Here is a 17,767-nt window from a genome sequence, read left to right on the forward strand (position 1 = left end):
GGAACTCCTTCGGATACGGCTTGGGCACTGCAACATCCTTCCAGGCCGCTTCTCAGCAAGCCAGGTCAGGTGTCACCCAACCCTGCAGCAGTCCCGTACGCAGAAAAGTGGCTCAAGACGCTCACCAACGACCCGAACACCATCGAGTCCATGAACTCCCAACTCGGGTTGCATGCTTACCCGTACATCGGGACGCGCCCGCTCGGCTCGTTCAAGCCGGAGCACATCCGGGAATGGGTGGCGGCGCTCGAAGAGAACGGCGTGCCCGGCTCGTACGGAAGGGCCATCTACGCGAACGTGCGCGCTGCGCTGAGCGCGGCCGTGGACGACGGATACCTGAGCCGCCACCCGTGCTCCGCTCGCTCCGTCAAGCCGCCGGCGCTTGACCCCAAGCGCGTGGAGCCCTGGTCTGCTGAGCGGGTGTTCGCCGTGCAGGCTGCCATGCCGGAGCGGTATCGAGCGATGGTCGACCTGGGGGCGGGCTGTGGCATGCGTCAAGGTGAGATCTTGGGGGTTGCCGTGGACGCTGTCGACTTCGACTCCGACACTCTGCATGTGGTGCAGCAGCTCAAACTCAGCCGGAGCAAGCCCGTGTTCGCGCTGCCCAAGGGCGGCAAGACGCGGGACGTGCCGCTGCCCGGTCCCGTGGCTGACGCGCTTAGGGCTCATATGAAGCAGTTCCGGCCGGTTGAGATCACGCTGCCCTGGCGGACGCCTGACGGGCCGAAGGTGACCAGGCGGCTCGTCTTCATGGCGCCTGGAGGTAACCATGTCTGGCGCACCTCGCTGAACGAGGAAGCGTGGAAGCCCGCTCTCGTCGCGGCCGGAGTCATCCCCGAGCCGGAGGCGAAGGAGGACGGCTACGCTGCCGCGCGCGAGCACGGCATGCACGCGCTGAGGCACTTCTACGCGTCCCGCGCTCCTGGACGGCGGGGAGAACATCAAGGCCGTCGCTCAGTACCTTGGACACAGCAACGCGGCGCTGACGCTGCGGATCTACGCGCACCTCATGCCGAGCAGTCAGGAACGCACACGCAAGGCGATCGCGACCGTCTACGACAAGGCTCAGCACCTGGCCTGACGGCGGGCCAGGTCCGCTAGTGCTAAGGGTGGCGCTAGCGGGTCATTTGGCCAGCAGTGCGTGAGCGGTAAGCAGGGAATCCCAGTGAAGCTCCTCAAGCCTGGGTCCAACTCGGAGCGCTTTAGGCATCCTTGGGTAATGCCGCTACCCGCCATCGCGATACTGGTCTCAGCGGCCAGTGCCATGTTTACGCTGACCAACATGTTGATCTCCGCTGCCAGTTACCGGCGCGGAGGCCCCCGGCTCAAGCTGAGCGTAAGACTGAGAGCTCACAACCCCGAGGAGCTCCTCAAGGAGGCAGACCCCACCAAATGGCGGACCTACCTTCACGTACACGTTCGCAACCGTAGCTCTGCGAGTGTCGAAGTTGACGAGGTCCAAGTAGTGCCTCGGTACCTTGGACTCATCCGGCTAGGTTACAGATTCAGCATCGTTGATGGCTTGCCAATGCTGCTGCGCAACAGCCGCGTCAAGTTCGTTGTAGGCGAGGACAGGAAGAACATTGCGCCGTTCGGCGGTGCGCGCTGGGTTCTAGATGATGAGCTGACTGTTAGCTCTCGCCCGGGCAAGTGGCGTGCCAGGCTCCTGATGTTTCGTGTCCGCGTTACTCTCAGCAACGGCCAAGAGATCAACAGTCGCCTAATGTCATATTGGGCAGCTAAAAGAGCGAATGCGTTCCTCTTCGCGAACTTGGAGAGCGCTAGGAAGTTTCACGAACGCCGCAAGGCCAACCTGGCCTCTAGTGCTCCCGACGGAGAGGCGGCGGCCGAGAGCTGAGTTCCGCCGGCGCGAGCCTGGGCGGTTCCTCCAGCGGTGTAGGCCTGTCCAACTGTGGGGGCTGGCCCCACCGCGCAATCGCCTGTCGCACGGCTCAGCGCCCAGCCTGACGGCCCACAGGCGGCCCACGGCCCTTCACTGGGCCGCCTGTGGGAGGAAAATCGCAGGTAGATGGCCTGTCCGGCCATGTGCCCACTTCTCTGAGCCCGGAGAAGACGGGGGCCTACCTGGCCTCGGTGGCGGGCGGCTGATCGTCGTCATGCGGGCGCGGGCCCGGCGTGGCGGGGCGCCCGCGCCCCTGGCAGGTCGTCCGGACGTACGGCTCCGAGGAGCGGGTGGGCCGCGATCGGGGAGATCCTGATCCTCTCGCCCGTTCTCGGGGCCTCGATCACCTTGCCCCCGCCTGCGTAGATCGCCACGTGCGTGGCCTCCGGGAAGTAGATCACCAGGTCACCGGGGCGCAGCTCCTTGAGGGGGATCCTCTGGAGCCGGGCCCACTGTTCCTGGCTGGTCCTCGGGATCGGGGTGCCGGCGTGCGCCCAGGCCCTGGACGTCAGACCCGAGCAGTCGTAGGTCCTCGGGCCCTCCGCGCCCCACTCGTACGGCTTCCCCAGCTGCCGTCGGGCGTACCGCAGGGCCGTCTCGCCCTCCCTCGACGGTTTCCGCGCATCCTCGCCGAGGGCGCCCGAGGCCGTCAGCTCCTCCTGCGCCTTCTCGACTCCCTTCTCCTCGAACTCGGCCAGCCTGGTCAGCTGTTCGGCGGTGAGGGAGGCGAGGAGTTCCTCCACGCCGACGAGCTTCCCCCGTACGGCGTCCCGGTTCTTCTTCTGCCGGGCGGCGAGGGTGAGTTGGTCGTCGAGCGCCCTGCGCGCCTTGCGGGCGAGTTCGTCGGCACGGTGCTCGGTGCCGGTCAGGCGGCCCACCGTCTCGGCCCGTTCCCGCGCCAACTGACCGATGACATGGCCCTGTTCGAGAGCGTGCTGGGGGTCACGGGCCAGCAGCAGGCGGACGTACGGGGAGATGTCGGTGCTGCTGTGCTGGTACTGCTGCCGGGCCAGCCGCCCCGCGGCACCCCGGCTGTCGTACAGCGAGAGCCGGGCCTTGGAGAGCGCCGCGTCCAGGCGGCTCACCTCGGCGCGCTTCTCCTTCAGCTTCTCCTCGGTGGCGTTGTAGGTCTCGGTGGCCTCCTCCGCCTCCCGGTACAGCCGCTGAAGGTCCGTCAGCAGATCGGCGACGGGCCGCTCACGCGGCTCCGGCTCCGGTACGGCCGCGGCGGGCAGCGGTGCGAGGACGGCACCGGCCGCCACCGCCACCGTACACACCAGACGCAGAAGCCTTCCTGACACGTCATCACCTCCGATGCGGAGCAGCCCCTCTGTTCCGCACGGTGAGCATCAGTCGGTGCCGGCGTCTTCGCGCGTCGGGTGGGCGGTTCGGCGCAACCTCGTCACCCGTCGGTGTCAGCCGGCTTGTCGGGCTTGGACCACGGCCACTTCAGCCGGTCGCTCGCCTTGCCCTCGGGGTCGTACGCGTACTTCCACCCCTTCTGGATCCCCAGCTTGCTGTGACCCCTGGGCACCCGGCGGTACACCAGCACGGCGGGCGGGCCACCGGCCGGGTCGGGGAGGGGGATGCGGTACGTCTTCGGCGGATGCCCGGTCGGACCCAGCAGCACGGGCAGCACCCGGCCGTCCATGGGGCCGCCCTCGAAGGGGGTGTCTTCGCTCTTCACGGCACCAGTGTCAGACATCCGCCGCGAGGGCCGTGACCAGCGCGGCGGTCTGCGGGTCGCGGTTCGCGGTCACGGAGAGCACGGCGACGAACTGCTCGACCAGCCAGTCCCGCAGTTCCTCGACGGGGGGCTGCTTGTTCTCGTCGAGCCAGATCAGGGAGGCCGCCTCCACCGCGGTGATCCACATCCGTACGGTCATGCGCAGCCGCAGGCCGGGCTCGGTGACGCCGAGGTGGCTGAGGATGTTCTCGGCGGCGGCCCGTCGTACGCCGTCGACGATGGCGGTGGTCCGGGACGTCTCGACGACGCTGCCGCCTTGGAGTAGGGCGCTGAAGCCGGCGTCGTGCTCGTCGACGAAGGCGAGGTAGCGGTCGAGGGCGCGGGAGAGGCGGATGAGGAGGGGACCGTCCAGGGGTTCGTCGAAGCACTGCTCCAGCTCGTCGGCGGCGGACCGGAGCGCGGCCTCGTACAACTGCTGCTTGCCGCCGGGGAAGTACCGGTAGACGAGGGGACGGGAGACTCCGGCCGCCTCCGCCACGTCGTCGAGGGAGACCTCCTCGGGGGCGCGGTGCGCGAAGAGTCCGAGGGCGGCTTCGAGAAGCTGACTGCGTCGCTCCTCGACGCCGAGTCTGCGGTAGGCGGGCGCGGATGGGGTCATGCCTCGAAGGGTAGTCGGCCGACCTCGGGTCCGTTGTGGCTGGTCGCGCAGTTCCCCGCGCCCCTTGAGCAGGTCCAGGTGAGGTCGTTCAGGGGCGCGGGGAACTGCGCGACCAGCCCCCACCGGCCCGCAGCCGACATCAGGCCAGCAGCCCCGATGACCTCCACAGCCGTCTGCCGACACCCCGCAGCACCCCGATGTCGTCCAGGAAGTCGGTCAGCCGCTTCGCGCCCGTCTGCATGACCTCCCGACGATGCCCGCTCGCCTTCACCTGCGCCAAGGCCTCCCGCTGGTCGAGGCCCACGTTCGTGTACACCTCCGGGTTCACGAACGCCACGGAGAACACCCGCGCGAACTCCCCGGAGGTGACCCGCGTGAACTCCTGCGACCACCGCGGAGCGGAGACCATCTGCCGCCGCAGCTCCTCGCGGGCGTAGCGGACATGCCGCGCCTCCTCCACGACGTGGATCCGTGTCACGCCCCGGATCAGCGGCTGCACCCGCTCGTCGGGGAAGGTCAGCCGCTGCATCCAGTCGAGGATCTCCTCGCCCAGCAGCGTCGCCGTGAAGGATCCCGGGGTCGTGGAGATGGTCTTGAACAGCCGTCCGAGCTGCTGATGGGCCCGGCTCACCGGATACCAGGGCGTGCCGCCCCGGGTGATCAGCCGCGCGAACATCTTCGAGTGCCGGCACTCGTCCTCGATCTCGGTGAGCGCGTACCGCACATGCGCGCTCGTCGCCGCCTTGTCGTAGATGTGACGGCACAGCAGCTGCATGAGGATGATCTCGAACCAGATCCCCAGCGAGGCCAGCGCCGCGGCCTCGTGCTGGGAGAGCAGGATCCGCTGCTCCTCGCTCATCCGCTTCCACATCGGGGTGTCGTAGAGCGAGACCAGTTCCGGCGGCCAGAACCACAGGCCCTCCTCGAAGGGCGCGTCCCAGTCCAGTTCCTTGTCCGGATCGAAGGAGTGCTTCGCGGAGGAGTCGAGCAGTCGCTCGGCGACCTGCTCCCGGTCCTTGAGCAGGCCGAGGGCATCACGCAGCCCTTCGAGCGCGTCGACTTCTGTCAGACTCGTCATGGCTCTTATGAGACTGCTTGTCAGCAAGACCGTCAATCCCTTGCGCGCGACTTGTTGACCCGGCGTCTACAAAGGGGCAGCCTGCGGAACATGCCGACTTTCGACCTGTACACCACGGAGCCCGGGGACCCCCACTGGCAGGTACCGGCGACGGGCAAGGCCCGTTTCAGCTGGGAGTACGACGACGGCCGCGACCGTCTGCTCGCCCTGTACCAGAAGGGCAAGGACAAGCAGTGGGACGGTCAGAAGCGCATCGACTGGAGCCTGGAGGTCGATCCGTGCGACCCTCTCGGCACCCCCGACGAGTCCATCTCCCTCTACGGCACCAAGTACTGGGCGAAGTTCACCGACAAGGACAAGGGCGAACTGCGCCGGCACCTCGCCTCCTGGCAGTTCAGCCAGTTCCTGCACGGCGAGCAGGGCGCGATGGTGTGCGCCGCGCGGATCGTGGAGTCCGTCCCCGATCTCGACGCCAAGCTCTACTCGGCGACCCAGGTGATGGACGAGGCGCGGCACGCGGAGGTCTACGGCCGCTTCCTCCACGAGAAGATCGGAATGTTGTACCCGATCAACGACAACCTCCAGTCCCTGCTGGGCGACACGCTGAGCGACTCGCGCTGGGACATGCCCTACCTCGGCATGCAGGTCCTCATCGAGGGACTGGCGCTGGCGGCCTTCGGCATGATCCGCGACACCACCGACAAGCCCCTTCCCAAGCAGATCCTCGCCTACGTCATGCAGGACGAGGCCCGGCACGTCGCCTTCGGCCGCATGGCACTGCGCGACTACTACCGGCAGCTCTCCGACGCCGAACTGCGCGAGCGCGAGGAGTTCGTCATCGAGGGCTGCTACCTGATGCGCGACCGGCTGCGCGGAGTCGAGGTCCTGGAGAACTTCGGCGTGCCGAAGGCGGAGGCCGAGGAGTACGCCGAGCGCTCCGAATTCCTCGCCCTCTTCCGCCAGTTGCTCTTCTCCCGGATCGTCCCCTGCGTCAAGGACATCGGCCTGTGGGGCAAGCGCCTCCAGCAGGCCTACGTCGACATGGGCGTCTTCGAGATGGGCAACTCCAACCTCGACCTCCTCATGGCCCAGGACGAGGAGATCGCCGAGAAACTGGACGCGGAGCGCTTCGCGGCGGAGGAGCGGGAACGGGTGGCGGAGGTGCGGGAGGCGATCGAGCACGGGGCGCGCGAGTGAGGCGGGCCCCGGTCAGCGCCAGTCGTAGGCCTTGACCGGCGGGGTGTCAGGCGCGCTCCGCTTGCTGACCCAGAGCAGGCGGTCGCCGTGCAGGTGCATCGCGTACGGCTCGTCCCGCGTCACCCGTAGTCGGCGCCGGGCCACTTCACGGCCGTCGGCGGGGTCGAGGACCCGCACCTCGCACCGCCACTCGACGCGCTCCTCGACCTCGTGCTCGTGGTGCCGCAGGGTGACGACATGGCCCCGGTGGAAGGCCAGCGCGCCGATGTCCCAGGTGCTCTCCCGTGTCCACAGGTGCCGGCCGGTCGACAGCGAGAATCCCGCGAGACGGCTCAGACGCTCGTAAGAGGGCGAGTCGACGAAGGTGACCAGCGTGTCCCCGGCCCAGCCCGTCCAGCGCTGTCCGTGGTCGAGTCGCCAGGGCGCGTGCGGCACGATCACCGCGCCGTCGTCGGCCGCCGCGAACTCGGTGACCGTGTTCCCGTCCGCGTCCAGCCTCAGCAGACAGTTCGCGCCGCGCCGACCCTCGCCCTCCACGGCGAGCAGCAGCGGGTCGGCGGAGACCAGACGCACCTCCGCGACGGGACCGTCGACGGCCAGCGGCTTCTTCCAGCGCACCCGGCCGTCGGCGACGGAGACCGCCCTGACGGTGGTGGTCCCCGCGTGCCGCGTGACCACGACGAGCTGCTCTCCCGCGGCCCCGATCCGCACGTCGGCGTCACGGTCGTGCCGCACGACCCAGGCCTGGCGGCCGGTACGGACGTCCAGGGCGGCGACCGCCGTTCCCGTGGCGACCATGGCCCGCGCCCCCGACAGGGCGACGGTGCCGGATCTGAGCTCGGAGCCGTCATGCCACAGTTCGTCGAGGGCCCGCGGGGCCGTCCACAGCGTCTCGCCGGACGTCAGGTCGAGGGCGGTGACGGAGGCCTGCTTCCGTCCGTCGTCGACGTCCGGCCAGTGGGCCAGTAGCCCGACGCCGTCGACCACCTCGTCGGACATGGCTGCCAGCACGTCACGGCCGGGCACTTGCCAGGTCCAGCGCTCCCTGCCGGTGCCGACCTCGAAGGCCCGCAACCGGTCGAAGGCGGCCCTGATGACGAGCCCCTGATGGAGCACACTCCCCAGCGCCTCGCCGTCGGCCCGGCCGGTGTGCCGGGCCTCCCACACCGGCTTCAGCTTCCGCCACCGCCGCTTGGGAAGCCACACCGACTCCGGCGCCCTGTCCTCGTACACGCGTCCCCACCCCGCAAGAACCGATACCGAGGGAAGCGTACGGGCGCGATCTAGGCCGGGCACCCCAGATCGTCCGGGATCTGCAGAGCCGTGACCGGCTCCGCCCCCTGCGCCGGGTACGGGGTCCGCAGCGTGAAGGCGTACGGCGTGGGCCCGTTGGTGCGCAGGTGCAGCAGTCGGGACTCGGCCTCCGCGACGGTGGGGCGGTGGCCGGACGGGACCCACCACAGGGCCACCATCGCCTCCTGGACCCGCTCGAAGAACTCCCTGCGGCGGGCGAGCATCGCGCGGTGCCGGCCCTGGTACATGTACGCGGTGAGCGCGTCGGCGTCCCGCCACACCGACATGTTGATGATCAGCCACTCGTCGCCGAAGACGGCGATGTCCGTCGCGTCGCCGGAGTCGCCCTCCAGTCGCCAGACGAAACCGTCGGCGGCGTCCGCGTCGGCGTTCACGGGGTCGAGGTTGTCGACGAAGTCCTTCAACTGAGCTGAGTCCAGCGGGGCTTTGAGACGGCCGATGTTCACCTGGGCGAGTTGGTACGCGATGGCTTCAGTCATGGACCGAACGGTAGGTCGGTCGTCCGGAGGGTCTCAACCCCCGTCTCAGTCCTTGGAGTTGAGCACCGCCTTCATCACCGCCCGCGCGATCGGCGCCGCCACCCCGCCCCCGGTGATGTCCCCCCGGACCGCCGACGCGTCCTCCACCACCACGGCCACCGCGACCTTGGGCTCCACGTCCCGCTCGCCCTGCGCCCACGCCACGAACCAGGCGTACGGCATCCCGGCGTTGCCGATGCCGTGCTGGGCGGTGCCGGTCTTGCCGCCGACGATCGCGCCGGGGATGGCCGCGTTGGTGCCGGTGCCCTCGGTCACCACCTGGGCCATGAGCTCCTTCAGCACCGCGGCCGTCGCCGGGTACATCGCCTGCCGCACCGGACGCGGGCCCGCCGTGTCCACGATGCTGCCGCCGGCCGTGGTGGTCCGCTCCACCAGATAGGGCGTGCGGATCTGACCGCCGTTGGCGACGGCCGCGGAGACCATCGCCATCTGGAGCGGGGTCGCGCGGGTGTTGTACTGGCCGATCGACGACAGGGCCAGCTGCGCCCTGTCGACGGTCGGGTCGAAGGTGCTGCGGGCCACCGAGAAGGGGATCCGCAGCGCGTAGTCGTTGAAGCCGAAGGCGTGCGCGGTGGCCGTCATGTCGCCCACCCCCACGTCCACCCCGAGCTTCGCGAACACCGTGTTGCACGACCACCGGAAGGCCTCCCGCAGGGACAGGTCCTCACAGCCGTCCGACTCGTTGCTGAGCGAGGTGGTGGTGCCGGGCAGGGTGTACGGCACCGGTGAGTCGGTCGGCGCGTCCACGTCCTTGATCACCCCAGCGTCCAGCGCGGCCGCCGCGGTGACCACCTTGAACGTCGAACCCGGCGGATAGGTCTGCCGTACCGCCCGGTTGAGCATCGGACGGTCCGGGTCGCCGTTGAGCCGCGCCCAGGACCGGCCCACCCCGGGGTCGTTGCCCGACAGCGCCCCCGGGTCGTACGACGGCGAGGACACCAGCGCGAGGATGCGTCCCGTCGCCGGTTCCACGGCCGCCACCGCGCCCTTGCGCCCGGCGAGCCCGCGGAAGGCCGCCTTCTGCGCGGCGTCGTTGAGCGTCGTGACGACGTCTCCGCCCGGGTTGCGTCTCCTCGTGAAGTCGTTCCACAGCGGGAACGGCGTCAGCAGCGGGTCCGAGCCGGACAGGACCGAGTCCTCGGCGTGCTCCAGGAGGGTCGTGCCGTACTCCTGCGAGGCGAAGCCGGTGACCGGCGCGTACAACGGCCCGTCCGCGTACGTCCGTTCGTAGCGCAACTGCTCCCCGGTGTCCCGTGATCCGGTGACCGGCCGCCCGCCGACCAGGATGTCGCCGCGCTCGCGGCCGTAACGGGCGATGTTCTCACGGCGGTTGGCCGGGTTCTCCTCGTGGACGCGGGCCTCGAAGACCTGGACGCGGGTCGCGTTGACGAGGAGCGCCACGAGCAGCAGGGCACAGAAGCAGGCGGCGTGCCGGATGTAACGGGTCATGCCGGGGCCTCGTGTCGTCACGGGGTCTCCTTGCCGTCGTACCGGTCGCGGGCCGAGTCGCTCAGCCGGATCAGCAGGGCGACGATCGCCCAGTTGGTCACGACCGACGAGCCGCCCTGCGCGAGGAACGGCATCGCCATGCCGGTGAGCGGGATCAGTCCGCCGACCCCGCCCGCGATCACGAACACCTGGAGCGCGACGATCGAGGCGAGGCCGATCGCCAGCAGCCGTCCGAAGGGGTCGCGCAGGGCGAGGCCCGCCCGGTAGCCGCGCTCCACGAGCAGGGCGTACAGCAGGAAGACGGCGGACAGCCCGGCCAGGCCCAGCTCCTCGCCGGCCGTCGCCAGGATGAAGTCGGACTTCACCGCGAAGCCGATCAGGACGGAGTGGCCGAGCCCGAGCCCGGTGCCCAGCACCCCGCCCGCCGCGAAGGCGAACAGGGACTGTGCGAGCTGGTTCGGTCCCTGGCCGGCCTCGATCGAGGCGAACGGGTGCAGCCAGTCCTCCACCCTGGTGTGCACATGCGGCTCCAGCCAGCCCACGGCGAAGGCGCCGACGGCGGCCAGCAGCAGTCCCAGCGCGATCCAGCCGGTGAGCCCGGTGGCCACGTACAGCAGCACGACGAACAGCCCGAAGAACAGCAGCGAGGTGCCGAGGTCCCGCTCCAGGACCAGGACCCCGACGCTGATCAGCCAGATGGCGAGCAGCGGGCCGAGAACCCGGCCGGTGGGCAGTTGCAGGCCCCAGAACCGTCGGCCCGCGAACGCCAGCGCGTTCCGGTTGGTCGCGAGATACGCGGCGAAGAACACCGCGAGCAGCACCTTCGCGAACTCGCCCGGCTGGATGGAGAACCCGGCGATCCGGATCCAGATGCGGGCCCCGTTCACCGAGGGGAAGAGGATCGGGAGGATCAGCAGGACCAACGCCGCGGCGACACAGACGTAGGCGTACCGCTGGAGCACCCGATGGTCGCGCAGTATCAGCACGACCACGATGAACAGGGTCACCCCGACCGTGGACCACACCAGCTGGGTGGGGGCCGCGCGGTCCCCGGGCGTCTCCAGGTCGAGCCGGTAGATCAGGACGAGGCCCAGGCCGTTGAGCAGTACGCCGATGGGCAGCAGGAGCGGATCGGCGTACGGCGCCCTCAGCCGCACCGCCAGATGGGCGACGAGCGCCAGCACACCGAGCCCGGCGCCGTAACCGGCGGCGCCGGGCGGGACGGTGCCGTTCCTGGCGAGGCCGACAGCGCAGTAGCCGTACACCGACAGCAGGACGGCGAGGACGATGAGGGCCAGTTCGATGCCGCGGCGCCGGGGCAGGCGTGCCGCGCGAGCGGAGGTGTCCGCGGGGGCGACGATGGTTGCGGCCTTGGTCATGTCCGGAACTTACCCAAATAGGACGGGATGTCTGCCTAGCCTTCGTGGGATGTGAGTCAGCACCAGCGTGGCGCCGGTCCGATGGTCCTGATGTACCGGGCCGCGCCCCAGGCCCAGGTGCCGTCCGTGAGGAGGTACCACTGGCGGTTGCCCTGGACGCTCTGGCCGTTGGTCCTGCAGAAGATGCTGACGACCTCGCCGCGGTCGGCCCATCGGATGATCTGCCCGCCCCGGTTCGGCGCACTGCGCAGTGCCAGCGAACTGGCCGTCACGACACCCCTGGACAGGCGGGAGTTCTGGCCCTGGCCCTGGTTCTGACCTTGGCCCTGACCTTGGCCCTGACCTTGGCCCTGACCTTGACCTTGACCTTGGCCCTGGCCCTGGCCCTGGCCCTGATTCTGGCCCTGGCCCTGGCCCTGGTTCTGGTGGTTCCCCGAGGTGCTTTGGGGGTCGTCGCCCCACCCGTCGTCGGCGACGGCGGGCGTGGCGAGGGCGGCGACCGCGAGGGCGCCGGCGGCGACGGCTATGGGGAAGCGGGAGCGCAGAGACATGGGGAGACCTCCGTGAGGCGGGTGCAAACCTGACTGTTCGCCACGTTAGGAGTGGTGCGGGCGCGTCGCCTTTCCGGATGGGCCATAGGAGCAGCACCTACCGCAACGTCAGAGTCGCGACCGCCCCACCGTCCGCCGCGTTCGAGAACGACAGCCGCGCCCCCAACACCTCGGCCTGCCCCACCGCGATGGTCAACCCCAGCCCGTGCCCCCGAGCCCCGCCCTCCGTACGGAACCGCTGCGGCCCGTGCTCGACGAGATACTCCGGAAACCCCTCCCCATGGTCCCGAACGGTCACCACGGCCCCGTCGACCGTCACGGACACCGGCCCCCGCCCATGCCGATGCGCGTTCGCGACCAAGTTCCCCAACACCCGCTCCAGCCGCCGCCGATCCGTCTCCACGGCAAGATCCCGTACGACGACGACCTCGGTGTCGGTCCCGGACGCCCGCACCACCCGCTCGGCCACCGCGGCCAGGCGTTCCGCGTCCAGCTCCACCGTCTCCCGCCCCGTGTCCAGCCGGGAGATCTCCAGCAGGTCCTCCGTCAGGGTCCGCAACGCGGCCACCCGGTCCCGCACCAGCTCGGTCGGCCGACCCGGCGGCAACAGCTCGGCCGCCGCGTGCAGCCCCGTCAACGGCGTCCGCAACTCATGCGCCACATCCGCGGTGAACCGCTGCTCGCTCAGCAGCTTCCCCTGCAACGAACCCGCCATGGAGTCCAGCGCGGCGGCCACCGCGGCCACCTCGTCCTGCGGCCGCGACGGATCCTTCGTACGGGGATCGTCGACCCGCGCGTCGAGGTCGCCCGCGGTGATCCGCCGGGCCACCCGGGCGGTCGTGTGCAGCCGGGTCGTCACCCGGGTGACGGCGAACGCACCCACCAGCAGCGTCGCCGTGATCGCCAGCGCCGACGACCACAGGATCGCCCGGTCCAGTCCCGCGATCGTCCGCGCGCCCTGCGAGTAGTCGACCTCCACGGCCAGCGCCCGGTTCCCGTCCACCGGCCCCGCCGCCCACATCGTGGGGCGGCCGCGGTGCTCGGCGACCATCGTGCCGCGGTCCCCGGCCGCCGCGAGCGTCCGCAGCGACCCCGGCAGGTCCGGCGGATCCACGCCCGCGTCCCACATCAGTGTGTCCCCGGCCTCGTACGCCTCGGTCGCCTCCTTCAGCCGGCTCAGCGCCAGGTCACGGGCCTCACCGACGGTCTGGTTCGTCACCGAGACATGCACCAGGACACCCAGCAGGGCGGCGAGGGCACAGCACATCACGGTGATGAAGACGGCGGCCTTCACGGCCAGCGTGCCGGACCAGCGGGGCAGCGCGAGCCTCATCGCGAGCTCGCGGACGGGCCGGGCACCGGGCTCGGCGCGTCCCCGAGGGCCCGGCTGCCGGTGCGCAGCATCTCGTCGTGCGTCAGGAGCATCGACTTCTGCTGCGGATCCCAGGTCCACTGGAGTCGGTACTCGTACCCGGCCACCTCGGACGGCGACCGGATGATCACGGAGCGCCCGGCCAGTTCGACCCCGCTGACCGCGTCCTCCCAGTGCATGACCCGCAGGAGCCGGTGCTTCTCCACGGTGTAGACGCGTACGGCGGTGACATGGCCGGGCAGCTGCCGGAAACCCAGCGTCAGGTCCTCGTGCCCGTCACCGGTCAGGTCGCGGTAGTACGGCCGCAGGACGGGACACCTCTTCCCGGCCGCCCCCGCCTTCCCGCAGTCGGCCATGCGGCGGGCCGTCTCGACGTAGCCCGCGTCGGCGTAGCTGCTGGGATCCTCCTTGATCTCGGCGCGTACGACAGCGACCGGATCCACCGTGCGGATGTCGTCGCCCGGCACCGAGACGCCCGCCACGACCTCCGAGTCCACCTCGCCGATCTCGAAGGCCGGGCTGGAGGCGGGCGTCAGCCGCGGCCACAGCCGGTCCGGGCTGATCGCGGTCGGCGTCGAGCCCGCGCCCACCAGGTCGCCCGCGTCGCCACAGCCCGCCGCGGCCGCGAGCAGCAGGGCTACGGCGGCCACGGCGGCTACGGCGCGGGGCGTACGGGGTGCGCGGCGGGCGGGTGGCACTGTGCTCCTGGGGTCGGGGCCGTTCGGGGGTGTCGGCCCCGTACACATTATTCGTACGGACGTCCTTTTTGCCGTCCGGTGGGCCCGGGCAGACCTACTCCGTCAGCTCCTCCAGCAGCCGGGCCGTGGACAGGCCGGCCCGGAGGTACTCGACGAACAGCTCGTTGTGCAGCGCCCACGGCGAGCGCCGGCCCCGGATCAGCCGGATCGCCGCGTCGGCCGTGTGCCCCCGGTGGACCAGGGCGTGCGCCACGACCAGGCCCGAGCGGTTGTAGCCGTGATAACAGCGGACGAGGACTGTGCGGCCCTCGTCCAGTGCGTCGCTCGCGGCCTGTGCCAGGCGGATCACGCCCGCGAGCTGGGTGCCGTCCAGCGGACCGTCCGGAATCGGCCACACATGGTGCTCGACGCCGGGATCGGGACCGTGGCCCGGCAGCCGCAGAAGCGTCTGCACGAGCTCGAACTCGTCCCGTACGACGGCGAACTCCCGTTGCCCGGAAAGGGCCCGGAACTCATGTCCGCCCATCCACAGCCCGGGCACGATCTCGTCCCACGCTCTGTCCGGAGCCGGTACGTCGGGTTGCTTCCTGCGGGTCCGCAACAGCGCCTCCCCAAGCCCCTGCGCCAAGCCCTGCAACTCACTGCAACTCGCTGCAACTCACCCCAAAGGTATCCGGCTTCTTGCCTGTGCAGCACCCCGCCTGTTCCCATGGTCGGTGGGGTGATGGTGCATGAGCGGACTGCGCGTCGTACCGACCTGGCGCCACGGTCAGGAGCGGCTGTACGTCTGCCTCACGGACGGCAGGAACATCGCCTGGTACGACCGTGAGGCGGCCCGGATCAACCTGCTGAGCGAGGACCGCAGACAGGACGTGCTCGACGCCCTCGGGCCCTTCCTGACCGGCCGGGTGGCCGTGGGCCCGCCCCCGGTGCCGACGCCCGCCGAACTGGCCCGCCTCTCCCTCCACCCGGACGACGACCTCGCGCCCAACCGGCCCGGCGAGGCCCTCCAGATCGCCCTGGACCGTGACCCCGGGCCCGCGCACCGGCTCCGCCGTGACCCCCGTCGGCGCGCGCTGGAGGCCGAGCAGACCGTGGGCGAGGCGCTGGACCGCCTCGACGGCGCGGGCTGGCACACCCTGCACTCCGTCCCGCTCCCCGGCGGTGACCGCGTCCACCATCTGGCGATCGGCCCCGGCGGACTGTTCGCCGTGCACGCCCTGTATGCCCGCAAGCAGCGGGTCACGGTCGCCGACCCGATGGTCACCCTCGGCCGCCGCGACCCCGAGCCCCTCCTGCGCCGCGTCCGCGCCGACGCCGACCGCGCCTCCTACGCCCTGACCGCCGAGGTCCACCCGGTCCTCGCCCTCGTCGCCCCCTCCGACCTCACGCTCACCCTCCCGCCCCGCGGCGTCCGCGTCCTGCAAGACACGGACCTCGAAGACCTCACCCGCCTCGGCGGCGTCCTCAAGCCGGCGGACGTGGAGGCCCTGCACGCGATGGCCCGCGACCGCCACACATGGACGCAGATCTGACGGAACGCAACGCGGGCCGACACAGCCCCTGCGGCCCGAGCCGGGTCCGCAGCGGCCGTCGCGGCGCGGGAGGAATTACGTAGGCCCGTCGTGGCGCGTGGGGGGCGTACGGCCGGGTTGCGGCGCGTGGGGGGTGGCGTACGGCCGGGTCGTGGCGCGTGAGGGGTGGCGAACGGCCCGTCGTGGCGCAGGTGACTGCAACCCCCTAGGGGCGCGGGGAACTGCGCGACCAGCCCCCACCGGCCCGCACCCGCCCTGCAACCTGATCCGGCCCCCCGTAGGCGCCCGGCCCAAGCCCAGCGCAGCTGCCGGCCCCCACCGGCCCGCACCCGCCCTGCAACCTGATCCGGCACCCCCGGAGGCGCCCGGCCCAAGCCCAGCGCAACTGCCGAAACCCACCTGCCCGCCAACCTCACCCGGCACCCCCATGGCCGCCGCCCTCACGGCAACCGCGTCGCCCGCTCACCGTCCAGGAGGGGTGCCAGCAGGTCGCCGTAGTCCTGGAGACGCGGCCCCATGTCAACCGCCTGGAAGGCCAGCTGCTCGGGTGCCGTGCACTGCTCGACCTCCGTCCAGGTCACCGGCGCCGACACCAGGGGCCGCGCCCGGGCCCGCAGGGTGTACGGCGTCGCCGTGGTCTTACGGGCGGCGTTCTGGCTCCAGTCCACGAAGACCTTTCCGGGACGCAGGTTGCGGGTCATCCGGTGCAGGGCCAGCCGGGGCATCGCCCGCTCCGCCTCCACGGCGAGCTGCTTGGCGTACTCCGACACCTGGTCGGGTGACGCTCCCCGCACCGCCGCCAGCAGATGCAGTCCCTTCGAACCGGCGGTCTTCGGGTACGCCTCGATGCCGTCCGCCGCCAGCCGCTCCCTGAGCCAGAGCGCGACCTCGCAGCACTCGAGGACCGTCGCGGGCGCGCCCGGGTCGAGGTCGAGGACCAGGCGGTCCGCCTCGTCGGGGGTGCCGATCGGCCACTGATGGGTGTGGAACTCGGTGACCAGGTTGGCGGCCCACATCAGACTCGCGAGGTCCTGCACGAGCACCATCCGGGCCGGCCCCTCCGAGCGGGGCACCTCGGCGGTGGTGACCCAGTCGGGCGTACCCGGCGGAACGTTCTTGGCGAAGAAGACCTGACCGTCGGGTCCGTCCGGATAGCGCAGGAAGGAGACGGGACGGTCACGCAGATGGGGGAGCAGCACCTCGGCCGTCGTGGCGTAGTAGTGCAGCAGCTCGCCCTTGGTGAAGCCGGTGGCCGGATACAGCACCTTGTCCAGGTTGCTGAGCGCGAGCCGTCGCCCCTCCACCTCAGTGATCGGCGTCATACGATGAGAATCTCAGGCATACCTGGCAAAACGGTGTAATACCCCAGAAAGGGTGCTGCTGGTGAGATCCATTTGGAACGGCGCCATCTCGTTCGGCCTGGTCAGCATCCCGATCAAGCTGGTCAACGCCACCGAGAGCCACTCGATCTCCTTCCGCCAGATCCACACCGAGGACGGCGGCCGGGTCCGCTACCGCAAGGTCTGCGAACTGGAGGACCGGGAGATCAGCCAGGCGGAGATCGGCAAGGGGTACGAGGACGCGGACGGCACCATCATCCCGATCACCGACGAGGACCTGTCCCACCTCCCGCTCCCGACGGCCAAGACCATCGAGATCGTCGCCTTCGTGCCGGCCGACCGGATCGACCCCCTCCAGATGGACGCGTCGTACTACCTCCAGGCGGGCGGCGCCCCCGCCGCCAAGCCGTACACCCTGCTCAGGGAGGCGCTGAAGCGCAGCAACAAGGTGGCCATCGCCAAGTACGCGCTGCGCGGCCGTGAACGCCTCGGCATGCTCCGGGTGGTGGAGGACGCCATCGCCCTGCACGGGCTGCTCTGGCCGGACGAGGTTCGCGCGCCCGAGGGCCTCGCCCCCGACACCAAGGTCACCATCAGCGACAAGGAACTCGACCTCGCCGACGCCCTGATGGACACCCTCGGCGAGATCGACCTCGACGAACTGCACGACGAGTACCGCGAGGCCCTGGAGGAGGTCGTCGCCGCCAAGGCCGCGGGCGAGGCGCCCCCGGAGGCCCCGGAGCAGGCTCGCGCCGGCAAGGTCCTCGATCTGATGGCCGCGCTGGAGAAGAGCGTGCGGGAGGCGAAGGAGTCGCGGGGCGAGGAGCCGGCGGAGGTCAGGCAGTTGCCCCAGCGCAAGTCGGCGCGCTCCGAGCCGAAGCAGACCGGCGGGAAGAAGTCGACCGCCAGGACCGCCAAGAGCGCCGCGACGAAGAAGACGGCCGCCGCGAAGAAGACGTCGGCCAAGTCGTCACAGGGGACGAAGAAGACCGCGTCGGCCAAGAAGGCGACGAGCGCGAAGAAGACGGCCGCCAAGAAGACGGCCGCCCGCAAACGGACCGCGTGAC

General features: G+C 70.5%; 17 protein-coding genes and 1 pseudogene. 5 read left to right on the forward strand and 13 right to left on the reverse strand.

Going from position 1 to position 17,767, the window contains the following annotated elements:
• Positions 1-96: 96 nt before the first annotated feature.
• Both ABZT02_RS33895 and ABZT02_RS33900 read left to right on the forward strand, forming a co-directional pair.
• Positions 97-1,081 (forward strand): annotated as a pseudogene (locus ABZT02_RS33895) (site-specific integrase); the annotation flags it as partial.
• Between the two features lie 84 nt (positions 1,082-1,165).
• Positions 1,166-1,858, forward strand: coding sequence for a hypothetical protein (locus ABZT02_RS33900; protein WP_356024478.1), 693 nt, complete (start codon positions 1,166-1,168; stop codon positions 1,856-1,858).
• Positions 1,859-2,115: 257 nt separating this feature from the next.
• On the opposite strand, the gene ABZT02_RS33905 is transcribed toward ABZT02_RS33900, so the two are convergent.
• The 4 genes from ABZT02_RS33905 to ABZT02_RS33920 form a co-directional block, all read right to left on the reverse strand.
• On the reverse strand, positions 2,116-3,204 hold the full coding sequence (locus ABZT02_RS33905; RefSeq protein WP_356024480.1) for an NlpC/P60 family protein: 1,089 nt from the start codon (positions 3,202-3,204) through the stop codon (positions 2,116-2,118).
• A gap of 101 nt (positions 3,205-3,305) precedes the next feature.
• On the reverse strand, positions 3,306-3,608 hold the full coding sequence (locus ABZT02_RS33910) for a hypothetical protein (protein ID WP_356024483.1): 303 nt from the start codon (positions 3,606-3,608) through the stop codon (positions 3,306-3,308).
• On the reverse strand, positions 3,601-4,248 hold the full coding sequence (locus ABZT02_RS33915; RefSeq protein ID WP_356024485.1) for a TetR/AcrR family transcriptional regulator: 648 nt from the start codon (positions 4,246-4,248) through the stop codon (positions 3,601-3,603). The genes ABZT02_RS33910 and ABZT02_RS33915 overlap by 8 nt, the downstream gene beginning before the upstream one ends.
• Before the next feature lie 139 nt (positions 4,249-4,387).
• Positions 4,388-5,326, reverse strand: a complete 939-nt coding sequence (locus tag ABZT02_RS33920) for a diiron oxygenase (protein WP_356024487.1) — start codon at positions 5,324-5,326, stop codon at positions 4,388-4,390.
• 90 nt (positions 5,327-5,416) lie between these two features.
• Here ABZT02_RS33920 and ABZT02_RS33925 point away from each other — a divergent pair, with 90 nt between their 5' ends.
• Positions 5,417-6,523 (forward strand): ferritin-like domain-containing protein, encoded by a 1,107-nt coding sequence (locus tag ABZT02_RS33925; RefSeq protein WP_356024490.1) that lies wholly within the window; start codon positions 5,417-5,419, stop codon positions 6,521-6,523.
• A gap of 12 nt (positions 6,524-6,535) precedes the next feature.
• Here the strand turns inward: ABZT02_RS33925 and ABZT02_RS33930 are convergent, their stop codons facing one another.
• From ABZT02_RS33930 to ABZT02_RS33965, 8 genes are all read right to left on the reverse strand, one after another.
• Positions 6,536-7,756 carry a PQQ-binding-like beta-propeller repeat protein gene (locus tag ABZT02_RS33930; RefSeq protein WP_356024492.1) on the reverse strand — a complete coding sequence of 407 codons (1,221 nt, stop codon included), beginning with the start codon at positions 7,754-7,756 and terminating at the stop codon, positions 6,536-6,538.
• A gap of 50 nt (positions 7,757-7,806) precedes the next feature.
• Entirely contained in the window at positions 7,807-8,316 is a 510-nt protein-coding gene (locus tag ABZT02_RS33935) for a DUF3291 domain-containing protein (protein WP_356024495.1), read from the reverse strand.
• A 45-nt stretch (positions 8,317-8,361) separates the two neighbouring features.
• The gene (locus tag ABZT02_RS33940) at positions 8,362-9,825 is read right to left on the reverse strand and encodes a penicillin-binding transpeptidase domain-containing protein (RefSeq protein ID WP_356024827.1); all 1,464 of its coding nucleotides are present in this window, start codon (positions 9,823-9,825) and stop codon (positions 8,362-8,364) included.
• A gap of 17 nt (positions 9,826-9,842) precedes the next feature.
• Positions 9,843-11,204, reverse strand: coding sequence for an FtsW/RodA/SpoVE family cell cycle protein (locus ABZT02_RS33945; RefSeq protein WP_356024497.1), 1,362 nt, complete (start codon positions 11,202-11,204; stop codon positions 9,843-9,845).
• A 56-nt stretch (positions 11,205-11,260) separates the two neighbouring features.
• A complete protein-coding gene (locus ABZT02_RS33950) occupies positions 11,261-11,755 on the reverse strand; it encodes an SH3 domain-containing protein (RefSeq protein ID WP_356024499.1) in 495 nt (164 codons plus the stop codon).
• Positions 11,756-11,852: 97 nt separating this feature from the next.
• The gene (locus ABZT02_RS33955; RefSeq protein ID WP_356024502.1) at positions 11,853-13,088 is read right to left on the reverse strand and encodes a HAMP domain-containing sensor histidine kinase; all 1,236 of its coding nucleotides are present in this window, start codon (positions 13,086-13,088) and stop codon (positions 11,853-11,855) included.
• Positions 13,085-13,873 carry a hypothetical protein gene (locus ABZT02_RS33960; protein ID WP_356024504.1) on the reverse strand — a complete coding sequence of 263 codons (789 nt, stop codon included), beginning with the start codon at positions 13,871-13,873 and terminating at the stop codon, positions 13,085-13,087. The genes ABZT02_RS33955 and ABZT02_RS33960 overlap by 4 nt, the downstream gene beginning before the upstream one ends.
• A gap of 46 nt (positions 13,874-13,919) precedes the next feature.
• Positions 13,920-14,426 (reverse strand): protein phosphatase, encoded by a 507-nt coding sequence (locus tag ABZT02_RS33965; RefSeq protein ID WP_356024506.1) that lies wholly within the window; start codon positions 14,424-14,426, stop codon positions 13,920-13,922.
• A gap of 130 nt (positions 14,427-14,556) precedes the next feature.
• Between ABZT02_RS33965 and ABZT02_RS33970 the strand changes: the two genes are divergently transcribed.
• Positions 14,557-15,360 (forward strand): nuclease-related domain-containing protein, encoded by an 804-nt coding sequence (locus ABZT02_RS33970; RefSeq protein ID WP_356024508.1) that lies wholly within the window; start codon positions 14,557-14,559, stop codon positions 15,358-15,360.
• Positions 15,361-15,800: 440 nt separating this feature from the next.
• On the opposite strand, the gene ligD is transcribed toward ABZT02_RS33970, so the two are convergent.
• The gene (ligD, locus tag ABZT02_RS33975; RefSeq protein ID WP_356024511.1) at positions 15,801-16,682 is read right to left on the reverse strand and encodes a non-homologous end-joining DNA ligase; all 882 of its coding nucleotides are present in this window, start codon (positions 16,680-16,682) and stop codon (positions 15,801-15,803) included.
• A 61-nt stretch (positions 16,683-16,743) separates the two neighbouring features.
• Between ligD and ABZT02_RS33980 the strand changes: the two genes are divergently transcribed.
• Positions 16,744-17,766: a Ku protein gene (locus ABZT02_RS33980; protein WP_356024513.1), complete on the forward strand. Its 1,023-nt coding sequence runs from the start codon at positions 16,744-16,746 to the stop codon at positions 17,764-17,766.
• Position 17,767 lies beyond the last annotated feature (1 nt).

It is taken from the genome of Streptomyces sp. NPDC005402 (assembly GCF_040606575.1).
GTDB lineage: Bacteria > Actinomycetota > Actinomycetes > Streptomycetales > Streptomycetaceae > Streptomyces.

What these genes read in the sequence shown, in the direction of transcription:
- ABZT02_RS33940 (WP_356024827.1), bottom strand. Translation starts at nt 9,825, where the DNA reads ATGACCCGTTACATCCGGCACGCCGCCTGCTTCTGTGCCCTGCTGCTC.
- ABZT02_RS33955 (WP_356024502.1), bottom strand. Translation starts at nt 13,088, where the DNA reads ATGAGGCTCGCGCTGCCCCGCTGGTCCGGCACGCTGGCCGTGAAGGCC.
- ABZT02_RS33925 (WP_356024490.1), top strand. Translation starts at nt 5,417, where the DNA reads ATGCCGACTTTCGACCTGTACACCACGGAGCCCGGGGACCCCCACTGG.
- ABZT02_RS33915 (WP_356024485.1), bottom strand. Translation starts at nt 4,248, where the DNA reads ATGACCCCATCCGCGCCCGCCTACCGCAGACTCGGCGTCGAGGAGCGA.
- ABZT02_RS33950 (WP_356024499.1), bottom strand. Translation starts at nt 11,755, where the DNA reads ATGTCTCTGCGCTCCCGCTTCCCCATAGCCGTCGCCGCCGGCGCCCTC.
- ABZT02_RS33935 (WP_356024495.1), bottom strand. Translation starts at nt 8,316, where the DNA reads ATGACTGAAGCCATCGCGTACCAACTCGCCCAGGTGAACATCGGCCGT.
- ABZT02_RS33945 (WP_356024497.1), bottom strand. Translation starts at nt 11,204, where the DNA reads ATGACCAAGGCCGCAACCATCGTCGCCCCCGCGGACACCTCCGCTCGC.
- ABZT02_RS33960 (WP_356024504.1), bottom strand. Translation starts at nt 13,873, where the DNA reads ATGTGTACGGGGCCGACACCCCCGAACGGCCCCGACCCCAGGAGCACA.
- ABZT02_RS33910 (WP_356024483.1), bottom strand. Translation starts at nt 3,608, where the DNA reads ATGTCTGACACTGGTGCCGTGAAGAGCGAAGACACCCCCTTCGAGGGC.
- ligD (WP_356024511.1), bottom strand. Translation starts at nt 16,682, where the DNA reads ATGACGCCGATCACTGAGGTGGAGGGGCGACGGCTCGCGCTCAGCAAC.
- ABZT02_RS33920 (WP_356024487.1), bottom strand. Translation starts at nt 5,326, where the DNA reads ATGACGAGTCTGACAGAAGTCGACGCGCTCGAAGGGCTGCGTGATGCC.
- ABZT02_RS33970 (WP_356024508.1), top strand. Translation starts at nt 14,557, where the DNA reads ATGAGCGGACTGCGCGTCGTACCGACCTGGCGCCACGGTCAGGAGCGG.